This is a genomic window from Xanthobacter oligotrophicus (genome assembly GCF_008364685.1).
In the GTDB taxonomy this organism is placed as follows: Bacteria; Pseudomonadota; Alphaproteobacteria; order Rhizobiales; family Xanthobacteraceae; genus Xanthobacter; species Xanthobacter oligotrophicus.
This window is the reverse complement of the sequence record NZ_VTTL01000004.1, coordinates 207,430-225,208: the sequence shown is the minus strand read 5'-3', so window position 1 is coordinate 225,208 and position 17,779 is coordinate 207,430. Positions and strand designations below refer to the sequence as shown.

Below are 17,779 nucleotides of genomic sequence, written 5' to 3'. Positions count from 1 at the left end.
AGGACAAGGGGACAAGGCATGGATCTCGGCTTGAAGGGAAAGACCGCCCTCGTTCTGGGCGCAGGCGGCGGGCTCGGCAGCGCCATCGCCGCGACGCTGGCGCGGGAGGGCGCGCGGATGGCGCTGGGCGACATCGACGAGGCGGCCCTCGCACGGGTGGCCGCCGCCATAAAGCAGGACGGCGGCGAGGCGCTGGCGCTGCCCTTCGACCTCTCCGACATCGCTGGCATCGACGCGCGGGTAGCGCAGGTGGAAGCCGCCTTCGGCCCGGTGGACGTTCTGGTGAACAACACCGGCGGCCCGCCCCCCACGCCCGCCGCGGGACAGGACCCGGAACTGTGGAGCAAGAGCTTCGGGCAGATGGTGCTCTCCGTCATCACCCTCACCGACCGGGTGCTGCCGCAGATGCGCGCGAAGAAATGGGGGCGCATCATCACCTCCACCTCCTCCGGCGTGGTGGCGCCCATCGCCAATCTCGGCATCTCCAATGCGCTGCGCCTGTCGCTGGTGGGCTGGTCCAAGACGCTGGCCCGCGAGGTCGCCCGCGACGGGGTGACCGCCAACATCATCCTGCCCGGCCGCATCGCCACCGACCGCATCAAGTTCCTCGACGCCAAGAAGGCCGAGCGCGAGGGACGCACGGTGGAGGAGGTCTCCGCCGAGAGCACCGGCTCCATCCCGGTGGGCCGCTACGGCGATCCGCAGGAATACGCCAATGTGGTCGCGTTTCTGGCGGGCACGCCGTCGTCCTATGTCACCGGTTCCGTCATCCGCGTGGATGGCGGCCTCATCGCCAGCATCTGAGGGATTGCCATGCGTCTCGACGCCACCGCCTCGGGCCTCTTCCCCATCGCGCCCACCCCGTTCACGCCGGACGGGCGGATCGACGAGGCCTCCATCGACACCCTCATCGCCCGCTATCTCAAGGCTGGCGCCACCGGCATCACGGTGCTCGGCATCATGGGCGAGGCGCCGAAGCTGGAGCCGGAGGAATCGCTCCACCTCACCACCCGCTTCATCGCCGGCATGGGCGACCTGCCGGTCATCGTCGGCGTCTCCGCGCCGGGGCTTGCCGCCATGCGCTGGCTGGCGCGCGCAGCCATGGACCGGGGCGCCGCCGGCGTCATGATCGCCCCACCGCCGAGCCTTCGCACCGACGACCAGATCATCGGCTACTACCGGCAGGCGGTGGAGGCCATCGGCACCGACATCCCCTTCGTGATCCAGGATTATCCGCTCACCCTCACGGTGCAGATGACGCCGAAGGTGATCCGGCAGATCGTCCAGGACCATCCCTCCTGCGTCATGCTGAAGCACGAGGATTGGCCGGGGCTGGAAAAGATCTCGACCCTGCGTGGCTTCGAGAAAGATGGCTCCATGCGTCCCATCTCCATCCTCACCGGCAATGGTGGCCTGTTCCTCGACTTCGAGATGGAGCGGGGCGCCGACGGGGCCATGACCGGCTATGCCTTCCCCGAGATGCTTGCCGACGTGGTGCGCCTCTCCAGGGCCGGCCGGCGGGACGAGGCCCACGACCTGTTCGACGCCCACCTGCCGCTGCTGCGCTACGAGCAGCAGCAGGGGGTTGGCCTCGCGGTGCGCAAATATGTGCTGATGCGGCGCGGCTTCATCGCCAGTGATGCCCAGCGCAAACCCGGCTCGGCGCTGTCCGCCACGGCGCGGGCCGAGGTGGACTATCTCCTCGCCCGCCTCGCTGCCCGCGACAGCCGGGCACTGGCGGCAGAATAAGCCCGCCGGTTTCGTCATGGGGGTGCCCGGCACAGGCCGGATGCCCCCGAGACGGCCCGATGGCCGGAAGTGCGGCGCCAGTTCGCCGCCACGCACCATTGCCAACCGCAGCGCACGCGCTTTCACTAGGGGGGAGTTTCCCGGAGCCGCGCTGTGCCGAATCTCCTGCCCGTTCCCACGACACCCCTCGAAACACCGCTGCTGCGCGCCATCAGGGGCATCCACGCCCGCTTCACGCCCTTGCATGAGGGCGAGGTCGCTTCCTACATCCCGGAACTCGGCAAGGCAGACCCGGACCATTTCGGCATCGCGGTGGCCACCACCGATGGCCACGTCTACGAGGCGGGCGACACGGCTGTGCCGTTCACCATCCAGTCGGTCTCCAAGGCCATCGTGTACGCCCTCGCCCTCGACATGCTGGGGTCCGAGAAGGTGGAGGCCGCCATCGGCGTGGAGCCGAGCGGCGAGGCTTTCAATTCCATCCGCCTGAAGGCCGACAACCGCCCCTTCAACGCCATGGTGAATGCCGGCGCCATATGTTGCAGCGGGCTCTTGGCCGAGGCCGCCGGAGATGAGGCCTTCGAGCTGATCCGCACCACCCTCAGCCGCTTCGCCGGGCGCGATCTCGCGGTGGACGATGCGGTGTTCCAGTCGGAGCGCCAGACCGGCGACCGCAACCGCGCCATCGCCTATCTGCTGCGCACCTATGGCGGCGTGCGCGGCGACGTGGACCACATCCTCGACACCTATTTCCGCCAGTGCTCCGTGCTGGTCACCGCCCGCGACCTCGCCGTGATGGGGGCGAGCTTCGCCAACCACGGGGTCAATCCGGTGACCGGAGAGACGGTGGCCTCCAACTATGCCGTGGCGCGCACGCTGGCGGTGATGATCTCCTCCGGCATGTATGACTTTGCCGGCGAGTGGATCTACCGCGTGGGCGTGCCGGCCAAGAGCGGTGTCGGCGGCGGCATCCTCGCCGCTTTGCCGTCCCAGCTGGGCCTCGGCATCTTCTCGCCTCGGCTCGACGCCCACGGCAACAGCGTGCGTGGCCTGCGCACCTGCTCCGCCCTCTCCGATGCCTTCGACCTGCACATGCTCTCGCGGCGCGACGACGTGCGCACCTGCATCGCCGCCGACTACGATTTCCGCACCGTGCCTTCCAAGCCCGGGCGCCAGCCCCACGAGCAAAGCATCCTGGAACAGCGCTCCAGCTCCATCCGCGTGCTGGAGCTGGCCGGCAAGCTCTCCTTCGCCACCATGGACTATGTGACACGCCGGCTCACCGACCCCGCCGGCGTGCCGGCCTTCCTGATCCTCAACCTGCACCGGGTCTCCACCATCACCGATGCGGGGCTGCGCCTGTTCACCGGCCTGATCCGCAACCAGCTTCCGGCCTCCACCACCACAGTCATCGCCGGGGTGGAAGGCAACTCGCCGGTGGCGCCGCAGGTCAAGGCGATGAAGGAGGAAGGCGTGCGCGTGCGCATCTTCCCCACCTACGACGCCGCCGTGGACTGGGCCGAGGACCAGATCGTCTACCGCCATGGCGGCTTCTCGCAGATCGGCATCGAGGCCGACCTGTCGGGCCAGGCGCTCCTTGCCGGGCTCTCGCCGCAGGAATTGGCGGACCTATCCCGCCTCGGCACCCGGGTGGTGTTCGATGCCGGCACGCGGATCATCGACGCCGGCGAGCCGCCGGCCCGCGTCTATTTCCTGGTGCGGGGCATGGTCAGCGTCCGCTCCATGCACGACGTGCGCCTGTCGACCCTGATTCCGGGCATGGCCTTCGGCGAGCTGGCGCTCATCGACCAGCCGCGCAGTGCGGACGTGTGGGCCGACACGGAGGCCGTCTGCCTGGAGATTTCCGCCGAGCAGTTCCGCGCCTTCCAGGAGACCCATGCCCGCGCAGCAGACCGCATCATGCGCAACCTCGCCATCCTTCTGGCCGGCCGGGTGCGCATGGCCACTGCGCGCATCGACATGCTGACGGGGTGACAACCCCCGCCAGCGCGCAGGATCGGAGTGTGCCGGTCACACCACCTCGTCGCTCACCACCTTGAAGCTGGAGAGCGTCGCCGGTCCGAACGAGGTGACGATGGCGACATCGGTGGCATCGCGCCCGCGTGCCATAAGGATGCGGCCGATGCGCTGGGTGTTGTGCCGGGCGTCGAACGTGTACCAGCGGTCACCCAGATACACCTCGAACCAGGCGCTGAAATCCATGGGGTTCACATCGACGGGCACGCCGAAGTCGCCGAGATAGCCGGTGCAATAGCGTGCCGGGATGTTCATGCAGCGGCACAGGGTGACGGCGAGGTGCGCGAAATCCCGGCACACGCCGCGCCGCTCGTTGTAAGCGTCGAAGGCGGTCCTCAGCGGGCTCGCATGGGCATAGTTGAAGGTGATGTGCCCGTGGACGAAATCACAGATGGCCTGAACGAGCGGCCAGCCCTTGGGCACGTGGCCGAACATGGTCCAGGCGACGTTGCTCAGCCGGTCGGTCTCGCAATAGCGGCTGCCCAGCAGGAACAGCAGCACATCCACCGGCAGGTCGCCGAGGGGATGCTGGACCGCGCTAGGCGCCACCACGTCAGGCTTGCCGCTGTCGCGGATCACGAAATCCGAATGGATCTTGAGCTGGCCCGCCGGTGCCTCGATGACGTGGCAGAAATTTCCGAAACTGTCGTGATAGGTATTAGCCTGGATCGGCGGATCGAACAGCATCCGGTCCACGCTCTCAAGATCGTTCACCCGCGAGGGGTGGACGCTGAGCGTCAGGATCATCGGAGTGGGCTTGGGGCACGTGTGGATAATCTCGTAGCCCGCGCGAATCTTCATGGGTGGGAACCTCATTGGGTTTGCGCGAGCAGAACGCGCGGATGTCTGCTATGGCTCGCGGCAACTTCAAAAACGGCGCAGGCGACCGTGGTCGCCGCGCAGGGGTGAGGACTGATTTGGACCGGACGGTATCCCTGCTGGCGGACGACGAGATGCCGCCTGTCACCGTGCTCAATGCGGAAGGAGCCTCCGCGTTCCTCATTGTCGCGGATCATGCGGGCAATGCCTTTCCGCGATCAATGGGCCGGCTCGGCATTTCCGAGGCGGATCAAGTGCGTCACATCGCCTGGGATATCGGCATTGCGGGCGTGTGCCGCACGCTGGCGGAACGACTCGACGCTACCCTCATACAGCAGAATTACTCGCGACTCATCATCGACTGCAATCGCCCGCCCGCCGTTCCCTCATCCATCCCCCAGGAGAGCGAGGCGACGCCGATCCCGGGCAACCTTGGCCTTGGCGATGATGCCAAGGCCTTGCGCGAGCGGGATCTCTTCCAGCCCTACCATGCGCGCATCGCTGCCGAACTGGACCGCAGGGCGAAGGCCGGCCGGCCCGCCGTGCTCATCGCCATGCACAGCTTTACACCCGCCTATCACGGCGTGGCGCGGCCCTGGCACGTGGGCGCGCTCTACAACCGCGATACCCGTTTTGCGAGCGCCATCCTGGCGGCGCTCCGGCAGGAAAGCGGCCTCACCGTTGGCGACAACGAGCCATACAGTGTCGATGACACGACAGACTACACTATCCCCGTCCACGGGGAGCGCCGCGGACTGCTCCATACGGGCATCGAGATCCGGCAGGACCTGATCACCGAACCCGCCGGGCAGGCCGAATGGGCGGATCGCATGGCGCGCGCACTCGCCACAGCGCTGGAAACCTGCCCGCCGGAGCAGGTTCCCGTGCCACTGGCCGGCTGAGGCTGCCTCGACGGTCCATTTCTTGCTTTATTATACCATCTGACCTTGGAGGCGGCGGGTCTGCGACCCCCACCCTGCGCGACAGATGCCCCCGCGAAACCGCTGGGGCGAATGGCAGCGGGCAGGAGGGTCCTCGACACATGGGCTCGAATACATTCGGACGCAGGCGGCACATGTGCGAGTGGGCGGACCTTGCCGCCGATGACACGGACCTCGCCGCCGTCCTTGCGGAAGGCCACGGCCACCATCTTTCGCCCTTCCACCTGCTGTCGGTGCCGGGCATGAGCGCAGGTGACCAGCGGACATGCTCCGAACTGTGGACCCGCGAGCGGCGGGTGACGGCGCAGGTCGAGCGTGACGCCCTCGCCTTCACCTTCCCGCCCTCGGAGCGGCGCAAGATCCGCCTTGGTTACCTCTCCAACGACTTCCATGAGCACGCCACCGCCCATCTCCTGATCGAGGTGCTGGAGGCGCATGATCACGATGCGTTCGAGGTCTGTGCTTATTCTTTCGGCGCCGACGACGGCCTGCCCATGCGCCGCCGGCTGATGGCAGCCTGCGACCGCTTCGTGGACATCGCCGCCATGGCGGACAGCGCGGCGGCGCAGCTCATCTATGACGACGCGGTGGACATCCTCATCGACCTGAAGGGCTTCACCGCCCAGGCCCGCTCCGGCATCGCCCTGCTGCGGCCGGCGCCGGTGGTGGTCAACTACCTCGGATATCCCGGCACCATGGGCGCGGGCATCTGCGACTATGTCATCACCGACCCGTTCCTGACCCCGCCGGCCAGCGCGGGCTTCTATTCCGAATCGTTCGCCTACATGCCAAACACCTATCATCCCCATGGCCGGCGAACGCCCGTGGGCGACAGGCCCTCGCGCCGGGAGGCGGGATTGCCGGACGACGGCTTCGTCTTCTGCTGCTTCAACCAGCCCTACAAAATTTCCCCCCAGATGTTCGATATCTGGTGCCGGCTCCTCGCCTGCGTGCCCGACAGCGTGCTGTGGCTGCTCGACACCCCCTATGCCGCCGGGAACCTGCGCAGCGAGGCCATCGCGCGGGGCATCGATGCCCGCCGCCTCGTCTTCGGCGCCAACGTGGGCCAGGCGGAGCACCTGCGGCGGCTCCAGCTCGCCGACCTGATGCTCGACACCTCGCCGTTCAACGCCCACACCACCGCCAGCGATGCCCTGTGGGCGGGCCTGCCCTTCGTGACCTGCCCCGGGGACACCTTTCCGTCCCGGGTTGCCGGCAGCATCCTTCACGCCATCGGCCTGCCGGACCTCGTAACCGACAGTCCGGAGGCCTATTTCGACCTCGCCTACGCCCTGGCGGTGGACGAAGAGCGTCTTGCGGATGTGCGCGCCCGCCTCGCCGCGAACAGGTTGACGGCGCCTCTCTTCGACGTGACGGCCTATACGGCCGACCTGGAAGGCCTTTATGGCGCCATGTCGGCCCGGCACCGGGCCCATCTGCCGCCGGCGACCATCGGCATGCACGGATAAATCCTGCGCCGATGCGGTAAATCGCGGCATATGTGCTAAGACGCCCACTTTCCGGTATGATGCCGGGAGCCCTCGAGCGAGCGGTCGCGTTGCGGCCGGGGATTCGCGGCAACCCTCAGATTGGAACCGTTTTGCAGGTACTCGTCAGAGACAACAATATCGAACAGGCCCTGAAAGTCCTGAAGAAGCGCATGCAGCGGGAAGGTATTTTCCGCGAGATGAAGCAGCGCAAGGCGTATGAGAAGCCCTCCGAGCGTCGTGTCCGCGAAGCGGCCGAAGCCGTGCGGCGCACCCGCAAGGCTGCGCGCAAGAAGGCCCAGCGGGAAGGCTTGATCGCCGCGCCGAAGCGGACCTTGAAGCCCCGGACTGGCGCCGGCGCCGCCCCTTCGCCGCGCTGAGGCAGCTGCCCTTCGGGCCGGATCGCGATCCGGCCCGCCACTCGCGGCACAGTCCCGCAAGCCCCTTCCCCAAGCCACCTCCCGAATGAATGCCTGCGGGGCACTCCCTGCGCAGATCTCCCTTGCCACCCCCGTCGCGGCGGTAGAGCGGGACGACATTCGAGCAGGGACTTGACCTCCGCCATGTCGATAAGCCTCGTGGCCCGGACGATGCCGGCACCGAAGCACCGATCGAGGTTCACATTCTCGCGATTATCATCTGCGAAAACCCAATATTTACCGACAGTTGTGCACAAATTACCTTACGTAATGATGGGTACTTCTATACACCATGGGACTGTCCCAGACGCCGCCATGGCTCGAATCTCGCAATTGCGAGCATATTGCGAATATGTCCAAAATATGTCAGTTTTAGCGTAATTCCGCGATAGTTTCTTGCTCAGTTTGCGCATGCTATGAATATTTCAGTCGAGATAAGAACAACAACAACCGAAACGAGGATGCCGACCCACTCTCGGTCCAGATAAAGACCTTTCGTTCAGGCAAGCCCGCGTTGGCCTGCCCCGAAGGACGTCTGCGACACGGCGCGACCCTGCAAGCACTAGTTTAGAAGAGCGCGCGACGCACCTGCACCCGTCAGGAGCGACATGCGGAGCGTGTCCTCTTCAAGAACCGAATGTTTCTGGAACACTGCGTCGCCGATTTCGCCTTCGGACCTGAAAGTATCGGCTGCACGAAGGAGGCCGAAATGCGGTATGCGCCATCTCCTGCCCAGTATTGTCGAGAGACTGCCGAACCCTGCACTGTCGCGATCATAGGAGGTGGACCGGGGGGTCTATTCACGGCCCGGCACCTCACCGACAAGCTCGGTGAAGCCTGCCGAATCAAGATCTTCGAAGCGAGCGAGCGCCTTGGCGGCAAGATCGTCACCGGCGAGTTCGCCGGCGTCGGGCCCTACGAGGCCGGCGTCGCGGAGATCTACGATTACTCCTCCCTCGGTCCAGATCCCCTCCGCCACCTGATCGAAACCGAGCTCGGCCTTGAAATCCGGCACATCGCCGGTGGCTCCTGCATCCTCGACGGGCAGATCATCCACGATGTGGAGCATCTGGGAGAGGTATTTGGATCCGAAGCACGGGACCAGGTCGTCCGCTTCAAGCAGAAATGCGCGGAACTCTTGAGCGTGGAGGATTTCTACGCCAGCACCCGCAACGTGGACAACCACCATTCCTGGGCCCGCAAGTCGGGCGAGGAAACACTCTATAATGAGATTACCAATGATGCGGCCCGGCGTTACGTACGCATCATGGCCCACAGCGATGTCGCCGCCCCACCGCATCTCACCAACGGCCTGACATTCCTCAAGAACGTCTTGATGGACGTGCCCGGATACATGGACGTTTTCTCCGTGGTCGGCGGCAACGAGCAGATCGTGGACGGGCTGTGCGAGCTGATCGACGCGGAAGTCCATCTCGGTGCCACGGTGAAGTCCGTGAAGCCGCTCTTCGACGGACGCTTCCAGCTGGATATCTGCACCCACGGCGCCATCGAGCATGAGGTGGTCGATTATGTGGTCGTCTGCCTGCCCCTGACCGCGCTGTCCATCATCGACTGGCGCTCGCCGCACCTCAAGGCGGCCATGGACCAGCATATCAACTACTTCGACCGGCCCGGCCACTACCTGCGTGCCACTCTGCTGTTCGAGCGCCCGTTCTGGCGCGAGCACATCTCCGGGGCCTGGTGGATGCTCGACGCCTTCGATGGCTGCTGCGCCTATGACGAGGGCGCGCGCACCCCCATCGGACCGTGGGGGGCGCTGGGCTTCCTCATCGCCGGCAACGCCGCCCTGGGCCTGGCCAACATGACCGACGAGGATATCGAGCGCCTCTGCCTCGACGCCCTGCCGCCGGCCTTCGGGGATGCCCGCCGGCTGCTGGTCGATCGCCGGATCCATCGCTGGATGGCATCGGTGAATGCGATTCCCGGCGGCTATCCGGTGCGCAGCGCCTTTGTAAACCACCGCCCCGCGGCCAAGCAGTATCCCGGCCTTCTGGCGGTGGGCGACTATATGTTCGACGCGACGCTCAACGGCGTCCTGGATTCGGCCGATGCCGCCTCCGACATCATCGTCAGCGAGGTCATGGCGCGGCGGCACTCGCAGTTCGCGCCCGCCACCGTGCGCCGCGACCCGACGACCGAAACCAGCGATACCGGACGAAACAGGGCGCTCAACGGCAGCTACCTGGCCGAGATCATGGAAACCGCATGGGGCGTGCAGCCCGGCGCGCGGATCCTGCATTTCGGCTCGGGTTCCGGCAAGCTGCTGTCGGACCTGCGGGCCCTCGGGTTCGATGCCATAGGCGTCGAGCCCTGCCGCGCCGCCTGGGAAGGCACCCCGCACCGGCTGCGCGGCCATAACCTGCGCATCTGTCCGCAGCGGCTGCCGTTTCCCGACGGTTCGTTCGATGTGGTCATCGAGACCGGCCTGTGCCGCCTCGAGCGCGACCAGCTTACCGAGGTCATCACCGAGATCCGGCGCGTCGCCTCCCGCGGCTTCATCCTCGGCTCGGTCACCAGCGACCTGCCTATCGAGGTCATCGAACGGTATGAGCTTCTCACCGGCATCAAGACGCTGACGTCGCGGTGGGGATGGTCGGACCTGCTGCTTTCGCTGGGCTTCCGCTTCGCCTTCGCCGATCCCGCCAAGCTCGACAGCGCCTGGCGCCTCTCGGTGGGGGCCGGTGTGGCGCCCAGCGAATGGTTCGAGGACGCGGAGTGCCTTCGCTACTGCACCTACGAAGCCAAGCAGGAAACCGCATCGCGGGATATCGCCACGGCTGCCGAGGTCGCGCGGATCATCGCCGAGCACCTCTACGACGACGATCGCGTCCCTGTCCGGCCCGTCGCCGCCCGGGCCGCCCTGATGCCTTGAAGCCCGAACACGAAAGGGGCCGAGTCATGCAAAGGACACTTCCCAACCCGACGGTCGAGATCGAAGCCCGTGCGTGGCGGCTTCGCTTCCTCGATGCCGCCCCCGAACGGGGGACTGCTCTTGAGGAGGCGGAGGTTTTCATAATCGAGGAGCCGCGCAGGGCTTTCGTGGTCGCCGAGCCCGTTGATGCGATAGCTCCATCGTCACGGTTTGACGATACCAACGGACGCTCCCTCTCCTTGCTCTGGATGCCGCCTCTGGCGTTCGGCGGCGACGACAACGCCTGGCTGGAAGACCTCCCCCTGGAGGGCCCCAAGGACGGTGGCCGTGTGGTTCGCGCGGGGCTGCGGACGGCGCGGGTGGTGTGGACCAACACCCGCGCCATCATCTACGCGGGCCCCGAACAGTTCGCGGACGCCCGTGACGCGCTGATCCGCTTCACGCTTCTCGAACGAAACATCTGCGAAATCGAACGCCGCATGCCCGAAGTGTGGGCTTCGATCAACCAGAATGTGAGGCTGACGCACACGGTCTGGCCCGGCGATCTCAGGCGCAACGGTGCCAAGGTCGGCCGGATGACCGAGATCGTCACCGAGATGAACAGCCAGGCCCTGCACAACGACTCCGCCCTGGAACAACTCGATCCCAGGCTTAGCCCTGGCTCGAAGCGGCTGTTCGCCGAACTCGCTCTTCAGGCCGATCTCTATGACCGCCTCGAAGCCCTCGGCGAACCCCTGGACTTCGCCTTCGAATATCACGAGGTCCTCAACACCAGGATCATCGAGGCATCCCAATGGTCCAAGAGCAACCGGATCGTGCTTTGGATCCTGGCTATCCTGGTCTTGGAACTTGCCCTCAACATCTATCCATTCGTCGAGCAGTTCGTCCCACGCAACTGAAGAGGAGAGCGTGTCATGAGACTTCTTGCTGCTGCGGCTATTGCCGTCCTGGCGACATGCGCCCACGCGTCCGACTTCGAGCTCACCGCCGATGAGATCCGCGCGCGGATGGTCGGCAATACCGTCGTCGGCATCGAGGATGGTGAGTTCTATGCCGAATACCTGAGCCCCAACGGCGCCATCTACGGCCGCAATCAACACGAGGCCTACCAGGGCTACTGGCGGATCGTCGGTAACAAGCTCTGCCTCGCCTACGACGAGGACAACGGGAAAAAGATCAGCTGGAACTGTGTCTTCGTCGCGTTGAGCGGGGACAAGATCATCTGGAACGACAACAACGAGACATCCTACGCGCGGCTACTTCCTGGCCGAGCGGAGAAGACAGCAGCGCGCGTATCGCGCAACTAGAACATCTTAATTACGCGAACTGATATCAAATTCGCTCGAAAAATCACGAGAACCAATTCCAATACACGACATCGCAGTCGGATTGGACAATGGTCTCCTGACTTAGATCCAGAGGTGGATTAGCCGCCCAGCCTGGTTTGACCTGAACAGTTCCGGTTCCACTTCTCCCCCTCCTCCTGGGCCCGCCGCAGCCTGGGAGCGAGCCCGGAGCATCGACGACCGTACTGTCGCAAGCCGTGTCGCGATGCTCCGGTGTCAGGGCTCAGGATACGGTCCGAGTTGCCTTGTGGGCTCACAGGGCCGGAGGCGGCTTCAGCCCCAGTTCCCGGGCCAGCCAGTCGGCGAAGATGCGGACCGCCTTGCGCGGCTTGGCCTTCGCCGGAAAAACTAGGAAGTGGCCCATGTAGCGAAGGTCATGGGCCACGCCGTCGAGGGGCGCCACCAGCCGGCCGTCGGCGATCTCGCGCTCGGCGAGGCGGGTGGATTCCAGCGTCACGCCAAGCCCGTCCACCGCCGCCGCAATCGCCATGAAGCTGCGGTCGAACCGGCTGCCGCGCGGGCTCGGCGGGGCAAGGCCGTTGGCGAGAAACCACGCATTCCAGCGCAGCCTCTTGTGCTCGCTCTCGATCAGCGGATGGTCGTAGAGGTCCGCCGGAATGCGGATGCCGGCCGCCATCTCGGGCGCGCAGAGCGGGCGCACCGTCTCCTCGCCGAGGGGAATGACGGTGAGGCCCTCCTGCCGGGGCGGGCCGTAGCAGATGTCCGCATCAAATTCATCATTCAGGAAGCGCGGATAATCCGTGCTGGCCGACAGGCGGATGTCGAAGCCGGGATTCTCGGCGATGAGCCGGCGCAGTCGCGGCATCAGCCACTGCGCCGCCATGCTGGGCGCGCAGTGCAGCCGCAAGTGGTTGCTGGCCCGGCCGCTGACCTGCTCAATGCCGTGCCGCAATTCGTCGAAGCCCGTGGAAACGCTGAGATGAAGCGCCTCGCCGGCTGGATTGAGCCGCACGACCCGCCCCTCCCGCTCGAACAATGGGACACCCATCAGGTCCTCCAGCTTGCGGATGGCGTGGCTGACCGCGCTCGGCGAGATGGCGAGTTCCTCCGCTGCGGCGCGGAACGAGCCGGTGCGAGCGGCAGCCTCGAAGGCGCGCAGGGCGCCGAGCGGAAGAGCATTCATGCTCCCTTAGATGAACCTAATTCACCGGTTCGCGCAATTTTTGTGTTTTTCCCGACGTAAGGTTTCCGACACACTCCGGCCAACCAAAATTGGATCGGGAGGACGTATCGTGCTGCTCAAGGGCAAGACCGCAGTCATTTCGGGTGGGGCCGGCGCGCGCGGCATCGGCTTTGCGACGGCCAAGACCTTCGCCGCCCAGGGGGCGCGTGTCGCCATTCTGGACCTCGACGCGGCCGGCGCCGCCAAGGCGGCCGCAGAACTCGGTCCCGAACATGTCGGCATCGGCTGCGACGTGACCGACAAGGCCGATTGCGCCCGCGCCATCGGCGAGGTGCTCGCCGCCACCGGCCAGATCGACATCCTCATCAACAATGCGGGCATCACCCAGGCCATCAAGGTGTGGGATATCGATCCCGAAAGCTGGGCCCGCATCCAGGACGTGAACCTGAAGGGCGTGCTCTATCTGAGCCAGGCGGTGATGCCACACATGCGCGAGCGCAAGGCCGGGGCCATCGCCTGCATGTCGTCGGTCTCCGCCCAGCGTGGCGGCGGCATCCTCGGCGGCGCGCATTATTCCGCCGCCAAGGCCGGCGTGCTCGGGCTGGCGAAGGCCATGGCCCGCGAGCTGGGCGCCGACGGCATCCGGGTGAACTGCGTCACCCCCGGCCTGATCCAGACCGACATCAACGCCGGCAAGATCTCCGACGACGCCCGCGTGAAGATCCTCGAGAACATCCCGCTCAACCGCCTCGGCGTGCCGCAGGACGTGGCGAACATCTTCCTGTTCCTCGCCTCGGATCTCTCCGCCTACGTCACCGGCGCGGTGATCGACGTCAACGGCGGCATGCTCATCCACTGAGCGCTCTGGCGCTGCGGCGTCCAGCCTTCGAGGAAATTCAGATGACCATCGCAACTTCCGGCCACAACCGGCAGCTCGCCGAACGCGCGCACGCCATCCGGCGCAACGCGCTGCGCATGGGCGAGGTGCAGGGCCAGGGCTACATCGCACAGGCGCTCGGCATCTCCGACGTTCTGGCGGCAGCCTATTTCCACGCCATGACCTACCGGCCCGAAGATCCGGAATGGGAAGGGCGCGACCGCTTCCTCCTGTCCAACGGGCACTATGCCATCGCGCTCTACGCGGCGCTGATCGAGGCCGCCATCGTCCCCCAGGACGAGCTTGAGACCTACGGCTTCGACGACAGCCGGCTGCCCATGTCGGGCATGGCCAGCTACACGCCGGGCATGGAGATGTCGGGCGGCTCGCTCGGCCTCGGCCTTGCCATCGCGGTGGGCCGCTGCCTCGGCCTCAAGCGCAAGGGCTCCGACCGCCACGTCTACACCCTGTTCTCCGACGGCGAGCTGGACGAGGGCTCGGTGTGGGAGGCCATCATGTCGGCCGCCCACTTCCAGCTCGACAACCTCATCGCCGTGGTGGACGTCAACAACCAGCAGGCCGACGGGCCGTCCACCTCGGTGCTCGGCTTCGAGCCGCTGAAGGAAAAGATGGAAGCCTTCGGCTGGTTTGTCCGCCGCGTCGACGGCAACGACCTCGAAGCGGTGCGCGAGGCCTTCGATGCGTGCAAGGCGCAGTCGGGCGGCGGCAAGCCCAGCATCATCATTGCCGACACGCTGATGGGCAAGGGCGTGCCGTTCCTTGAGGCGCGCGAAAAGAACCACTTCATCCGCGTCGATGCCCACGAGTGGCAACTGGCGCTGGCCGCGCTCGACGAGAGGAAGCCGTCATGAACCACGCGACCCGCAAGGCCGCCCCCGCCGCGGATGCGGCCGGCAAGCCCCGGCTGACCACCTCCGCGATGATCGCCTCCATCGCCGCCGAGGGCCAGCGCACCAAACCCGCCCCCTTCGGCCACGCCCTCGTCGCCCTGGCGCGCGAGAATCCGGCCGTGGTGGGCATGACCGCCGATCTCGGCAAATATACCGACCTGCACATCTTCTCGCAGGCCTTCCCCGAGCGCTTCTACCAGATGGGCATGGCCGAGCAGCTTCTGTTCGGCGCCGCCTCGGGGCTGGCCGCGGAAGGCTTCATGCCCTTCGCCACCACCTATGCGGTGTTCGCCTCGCGCCGGGCCTATGACTTCATCCACCAGACGATCGCGGAAGAAAACCGCAACGTGAAGATCGTCTGCGCGCTGCCGGGCCTCACCTCGGGCTATGGTCCCTCGCACCAGGCCGCGGAAGACCTCGCGCTGTTCCGGGCCATGCCCAACATGGTGGTGATCGACCCCTGCGACGCGCACGAGATCGAACAGGCGGTGCCGGTGATGGCGGCCCATGACGGGCCCGTCTATATGCGCCTGCTGCGCGGCCAGGTGCCACTGGTGCTGGACGAGTACGGCTACACGTTCGAGCTCGGCAAGGCCAAGATGCTGCGCGACGGCCCGGATGCCCTGATCGTTTCCTCCGGCATCATGACCATGCGGGCCCTGGAGGCCGTGGACCTGCTGCGCCAGGACAAGGTCGAGGTCGCGGTGCTTCACGTGCCCACCATCAAGCCCCTCGACGAGGCGACCATCGTGGAGGCGGCGCGCAAGAGCGGCCGCCCGGTGATCGTGGCGGAGAACCACACCGTCATCGGCGGCCTCGGCGAGGCCGTAGCGGGCGCGTTGCTGCGCGCCGGCGTGGCGCCGGCCGGCTTCCACCAGATCGGCCTGCCCGACGCCTTCCTCGACGCCGGCGCCCTGCCGACCCTCCACGACCGCTACGGCATCTCCGCCGCAGCCGTCGCGGACCAGGTCAAAGACTGGACCGGCCGCTAGCGCGGTTTCTTCTCGCGGACAGATGTCCGCTTCGCTTGAAAACGCTCTAAGCCACCACCGATCCGGGAAGGGGCCCGCCCCTTCCCACCCGATCCGCCGGAGAGCGGACGGACCAAGCAAACCATATGGCCCAAAGCGGCCAAGGGGAGGAAGAATGACAGCCATCGGCTTCATCGGTCTCGGCTCCATGGGTCTGCCCATGGCGCGCAACCTGGTGGCACGGGGCTTCGAAGTCACCGGCTTCGACCTGCGCGCCGAGGCCCGCAACGCCCTCGTGGAAGCAGGTGGCAAGGCGGCGGACACTGCCGCGGCCGCCTGCGCTGGGGCGGACATGACCGTGCTGATGGTGGTGAACATCGCCCAGGCCCGCGACGTGCTGTTCTCCGGCGGCGTGCTTGACGCCCTCGCTCCCGGCGGCGCCATCCTGCTCATGTCCACCTGCCCTCCGGCAGCAGTGGCCGAGGTGTCGGCGGAGGTGGAAGCGCGGGGCTTCGCCTTCGTCGATGCCCCCGTCTCCGGCGGCGTGGTGGGCGCTGCGGCAGGCTCCCTCACCATCATGGTGGGCACCGGCGATGACGCCTTCGCCCGCGCCCGGCCGGCCCTCGACGCCATGGGCGCCAAGGTGGTGCATGTGGGCAAGGACGCCGGACAGGGCGCCACCGCGAAGGTGGTGAACCAGCTGTTGTGCGGCGCGCACCTCGCCGTGGCGGCGGAAGCCCTGTCGCTGGCCGAGCGGCTCGGCGTGGACACAACTGCCATGCTCGACATCCTCGGCGGCTCGGCGGCGGCGAGCTGGATGCTGCGCGACCGGGGCCCCCGCATGCTGGAGGCGGACCCCACCGTCACCAGCGCCGTGGACATTTTTGTAAAGGACCTCGGCCTGGTGATGGAAGCCGGGCGCGAGGCCAAGGCGGCGCTGCCCATGGCCGCTCTAGCCCACCAGATGTTCCTCTCCGTCTCCGGTCGCGGCCTCGGCGCCGCCGACGACAGCCAGGTCATCCGCGCCTATCGCAGCCTGCAGGGCCGGGACTGACCCGCCTCCACCGACACGCAGAACGCCGACCGCCAACACGCGGAACATCAAGAAGGCCGCACAGCGGCCAATAAGGGAGAAACACATGACCAACACGCCCGCATCCAGGGGCCTTGCGCAGGGCCTCACCCGCCGCACCCTTCTCACCGCGGCGGCCGCCATCCCGCTGGCCGGCATCATCACCCGGGCCCGCGCCGCCGAATTCACCTACAAGCTCGCCACCGGGCAGGACCCGACCCATCCGGTCAACAAGCGCGCCCAGGAAGCCGCGCAGCGCATCCTGGAAGCCACCTCCGGCCGGCTGGAGATCAAGGTGTTCCCGGCCAACCAGCTGGGCTCGGACACCGACCTGCTCACCCAGGTGCGCTCCGGCGGCGTGGAACTGTTCAACCTCTCCGCCTCGATCCTCGCCACGCTGGTGCCGGTCGCCGGCATCGTGAACACCGGCTTTGCCTTCCCGGACTACGAGACGGTGTGGAAGTCTGTGGACGGCGGGCTCGGCACCTACATTCGCGAGCAGATCGCCAAGGCCGGCCTCGTCGCCCCCATCAAGTTCTGGGACAACGGCTTCCGGCAGGTGACCTCTTCCACCCGCGAGATTCGCACGCCCGAGGACATGAAGGGCTTCAAGATCCGTGTCCCACCGGCGCCCATGCTCACCTCGGTGTTCAAGTCGCTGGGGGCGGGCGCAACGCCGATCAACTTCAACGAGCTGTATTCCGCGCTTCAGACCAAGGTGGTGGAAGGGCAGGAGAACCCGCTCGCCATCATCTCCTCGGCCCGGCTCTACGAGGTGCAGAAGTCCTGCTCCATGACCGGCCATGTGTGGGACGGCTACCTCATCCTTGGCAACCGCCGTGCCTTCGCCGCGCTGCCCGAGGACCTTCGGACCATCCTGGTGCGCGAGTTCGACCGCTCCGGCGTCGATGAGCGAGCCGACATCGCCGCGCTCAGCCAGTCGCTCCGGGCCGACCTGACGGCCAAGGGCATCACCTTCATCGACGTGGATCGCGAACCCTTCCGCAAGACGCTCGCCGAGACTTCCTTCTATGCCGATTGGCGTGCCAAATACGGCAACGAAGCCTGGTCGCTCCTCGAGGCGTCCGTCGGCAAGCTGGGGTGACGTCATGG

Annotated in this window: 16 protein-coding genes; 14 read left to right on the top strand and 2 right to left on the bottom strand. The window is 66.5% G+C overall.

Annotated elements, in window-relative coordinates:
• Positions 1-18: 18 nt before the first annotated feature.
• From FZ033_RS08050 to glsA, 3 genes are all read left to right on the top strand, one after another.
• Entirely contained in the window at positions 19-804 is a 786-nt protein-coding gene (locus tag FZ033_RS08050) for an SDR family oxidoreductase (RefSeq protein ID WP_149575632.1), read from the top strand.
• Positions 805-813: 9 nt separating this feature from the next.
• The gene (locus FZ033_RS08045) at positions 814-1,749 is read left to right on the top strand and encodes a dihydrodipicolinate synthase family protein (RefSeq protein ID WP_149575631.1); all 936 of its coding nucleotides are present in this window, start codon (positions 814-816) and stop codon (positions 1,747-1,749) included.
• A gap of 153 nt (positions 1,750-1,902) precedes the next feature.
• Entirely contained in the window at positions 1,903-3,744 is a 1,842-nt protein-coding gene (glsA, locus tag FZ033_RS08040) for a glutaminase A (RefSeq protein WP_149575630.1), read from the top strand.
• A gap of 36 nt (positions 3,745-3,780) precedes the next feature.
• On the opposite strand, the gene FZ033_RS08035 is transcribed toward glsA, so the two are convergent.
• Positions 3,781-4,587, bottom strand: a complete 807-nt coding sequence (locus tag FZ033_RS08035) for a transglutaminase-like domain-containing protein (RefSeq protein ID WP_149575629.1) — start codon at positions 4,585-4,587, stop codon at positions 3,781-3,783.
• A gap of 152 nt (positions 4,588-4,739) precedes the next feature.
• Here FZ033_RS08035 and FZ033_RS08030 point away from each other — a divergent pair, with 152 nt between their 5' ends.
• The 6 genes from FZ033_RS08030 to FZ033_RS08005 all read left to right on the top strand — a co-directional run bounded on the left by FZ033_RS08030 (position 4,740) and on the right by FZ033_RS08005 (position 11,652).
• Positions 4,740-5,507 (top strand): N-formylglutamate amidohydrolase, encoded by a 768-nt coding sequence (locus FZ033_RS08030; RefSeq protein WP_188079397.1) that lies wholly within the window; start codon positions 4,740-4,742, stop codon positions 5,505-5,507.
• Positions 5,508-5,647: 140 nt separating this feature from the next.
• Entirely contained in the window at positions 5,648-7,015 is a 1,368-nt protein-coding gene (locus FZ033_RS08025) for an O-linked N-acetylglucosamine transferase, SPINDLY family protein (RefSeq protein ID WP_149575628.1), read from the top strand.
• Between the two features lie 131 nt (positions 7,016-7,146).
• Positions 7,147-7,413 carry a 30S ribosomal protein S21 gene (gene rpsU / locus FZ033_RS08020; RefSeq protein ID WP_149575806.1) on the top strand — a complete coding sequence of 89 codons (267 nt, stop codon included), beginning with the start codon at positions 7,147-7,149 and terminating at the stop codon, positions 7,411-7,413.
• Positions 7,414-8,161: 748 nt separating this feature from the next.
• Positions 8,162-10,345: an FAD-dependent oxidoreductase gene (locus FZ033_RS08015; protein ID WP_149575627.1), complete on the top strand. Its 2,184-nt coding sequence runs from the start codon at positions 8,162-8,164 to the stop codon at positions 10,343-10,345.
• A gap of 26 nt (positions 10,346-10,371) precedes the next feature.
• The gene (locus FZ033_RS08010) at positions 10,372-11,244 is read left to right on the top strand and encodes a hypothetical protein (RefSeq protein ID WP_149575626.1); all 873 of its coding nucleotides are present in this window, start codon (positions 10,372-10,374) and stop codon (positions 11,242-11,244) included.
• A gap of 15 nt (positions 11,245-11,259) precedes the next feature.
• Positions 11,260-11,652 (top strand): hypothetical protein, encoded by a 393-nt coding sequence (locus FZ033_RS08005; RefSeq protein ID WP_149575625.1) that lies wholly within the window; start codon positions 11,260-11,262, stop codon positions 11,650-11,652.
• Positions 11,653-11,944: 292 nt separating this feature from the next.
• On the opposite strand, the gene FZ033_RS08000 is transcribed toward FZ033_RS08005, so the two are convergent.
• Positions 11,945-12,835, bottom strand: a complete 891-nt coding sequence (locus tag FZ033_RS08000; RefSeq protein WP_149575624.1) for a LysR substrate-binding domain-containing protein — start codon at positions 12,833-12,835, stop codon at positions 11,945-11,947.
• A 109-nt stretch (positions 12,836-12,944) separates the two neighbouring features.
• On the opposite strand from FZ033_RS08000, the gene FZ033_RS07995 reads away from it, so the two are divergent.
• From FZ033_RS07995 to FZ033_RS07975, 5 genes are all read left to right on the top strand, one after another.
• The gene (locus FZ033_RS07995; RefSeq protein WP_041575268.1) at positions 12,945-13,694 is read left to right on the top strand and encodes an SDR family NAD(P)-dependent oxidoreductase; all 750 of its coding nucleotides are present in this window, start codon (positions 12,945-12,947) and stop codon (positions 13,692-13,694) included.
• A 41-nt stretch (positions 13,695-13,735) separates the two neighbouring features.
• Positions 13,736-14,584: a transketolase gene (locus FZ033_RS07990; RefSeq protein WP_149575623.1), complete on the top strand. Its 849-nt coding sequence runs from the start codon at positions 13,736-13,738 to the stop codon at positions 14,582-14,584.
• On the top strand, positions 14,581-15,615 hold the full coding sequence (locus tag FZ033_RS07985) for a transketolase family protein (RefSeq protein ID WP_149575622.1): 1,035 nt from the start codon (positions 14,581-14,583) through the stop codon (positions 15,613-15,615). Before FZ033_RS07990 ends, FZ033_RS07985 begins: the two co-directional genes overlap by 4 nt.
• 154 nt (positions 15,616-15,769) lie before the next feature.
• Positions 15,770-16,648, top strand: a complete 879-nt coding sequence (locus FZ033_RS07980) for an NAD(P)-dependent oxidoreductase (RefSeq protein WP_149575621.1) — start codon at positions 15,770-15,772, stop codon at positions 16,646-16,648.
• 85 nt (positions 16,649-16,733) lie between these two features.
• Positions 16,734-17,771, top strand: a complete 1,038-nt coding sequence (locus FZ033_RS07975; RefSeq protein WP_149575620.1) for a TRAP transporter substrate-binding protein — start codon at positions 16,734-16,736, stop codon at positions 17,769-17,771.
• The last annotated feature ends 8 nt before the right edge of the window (positions 17,772-17,779 follow it).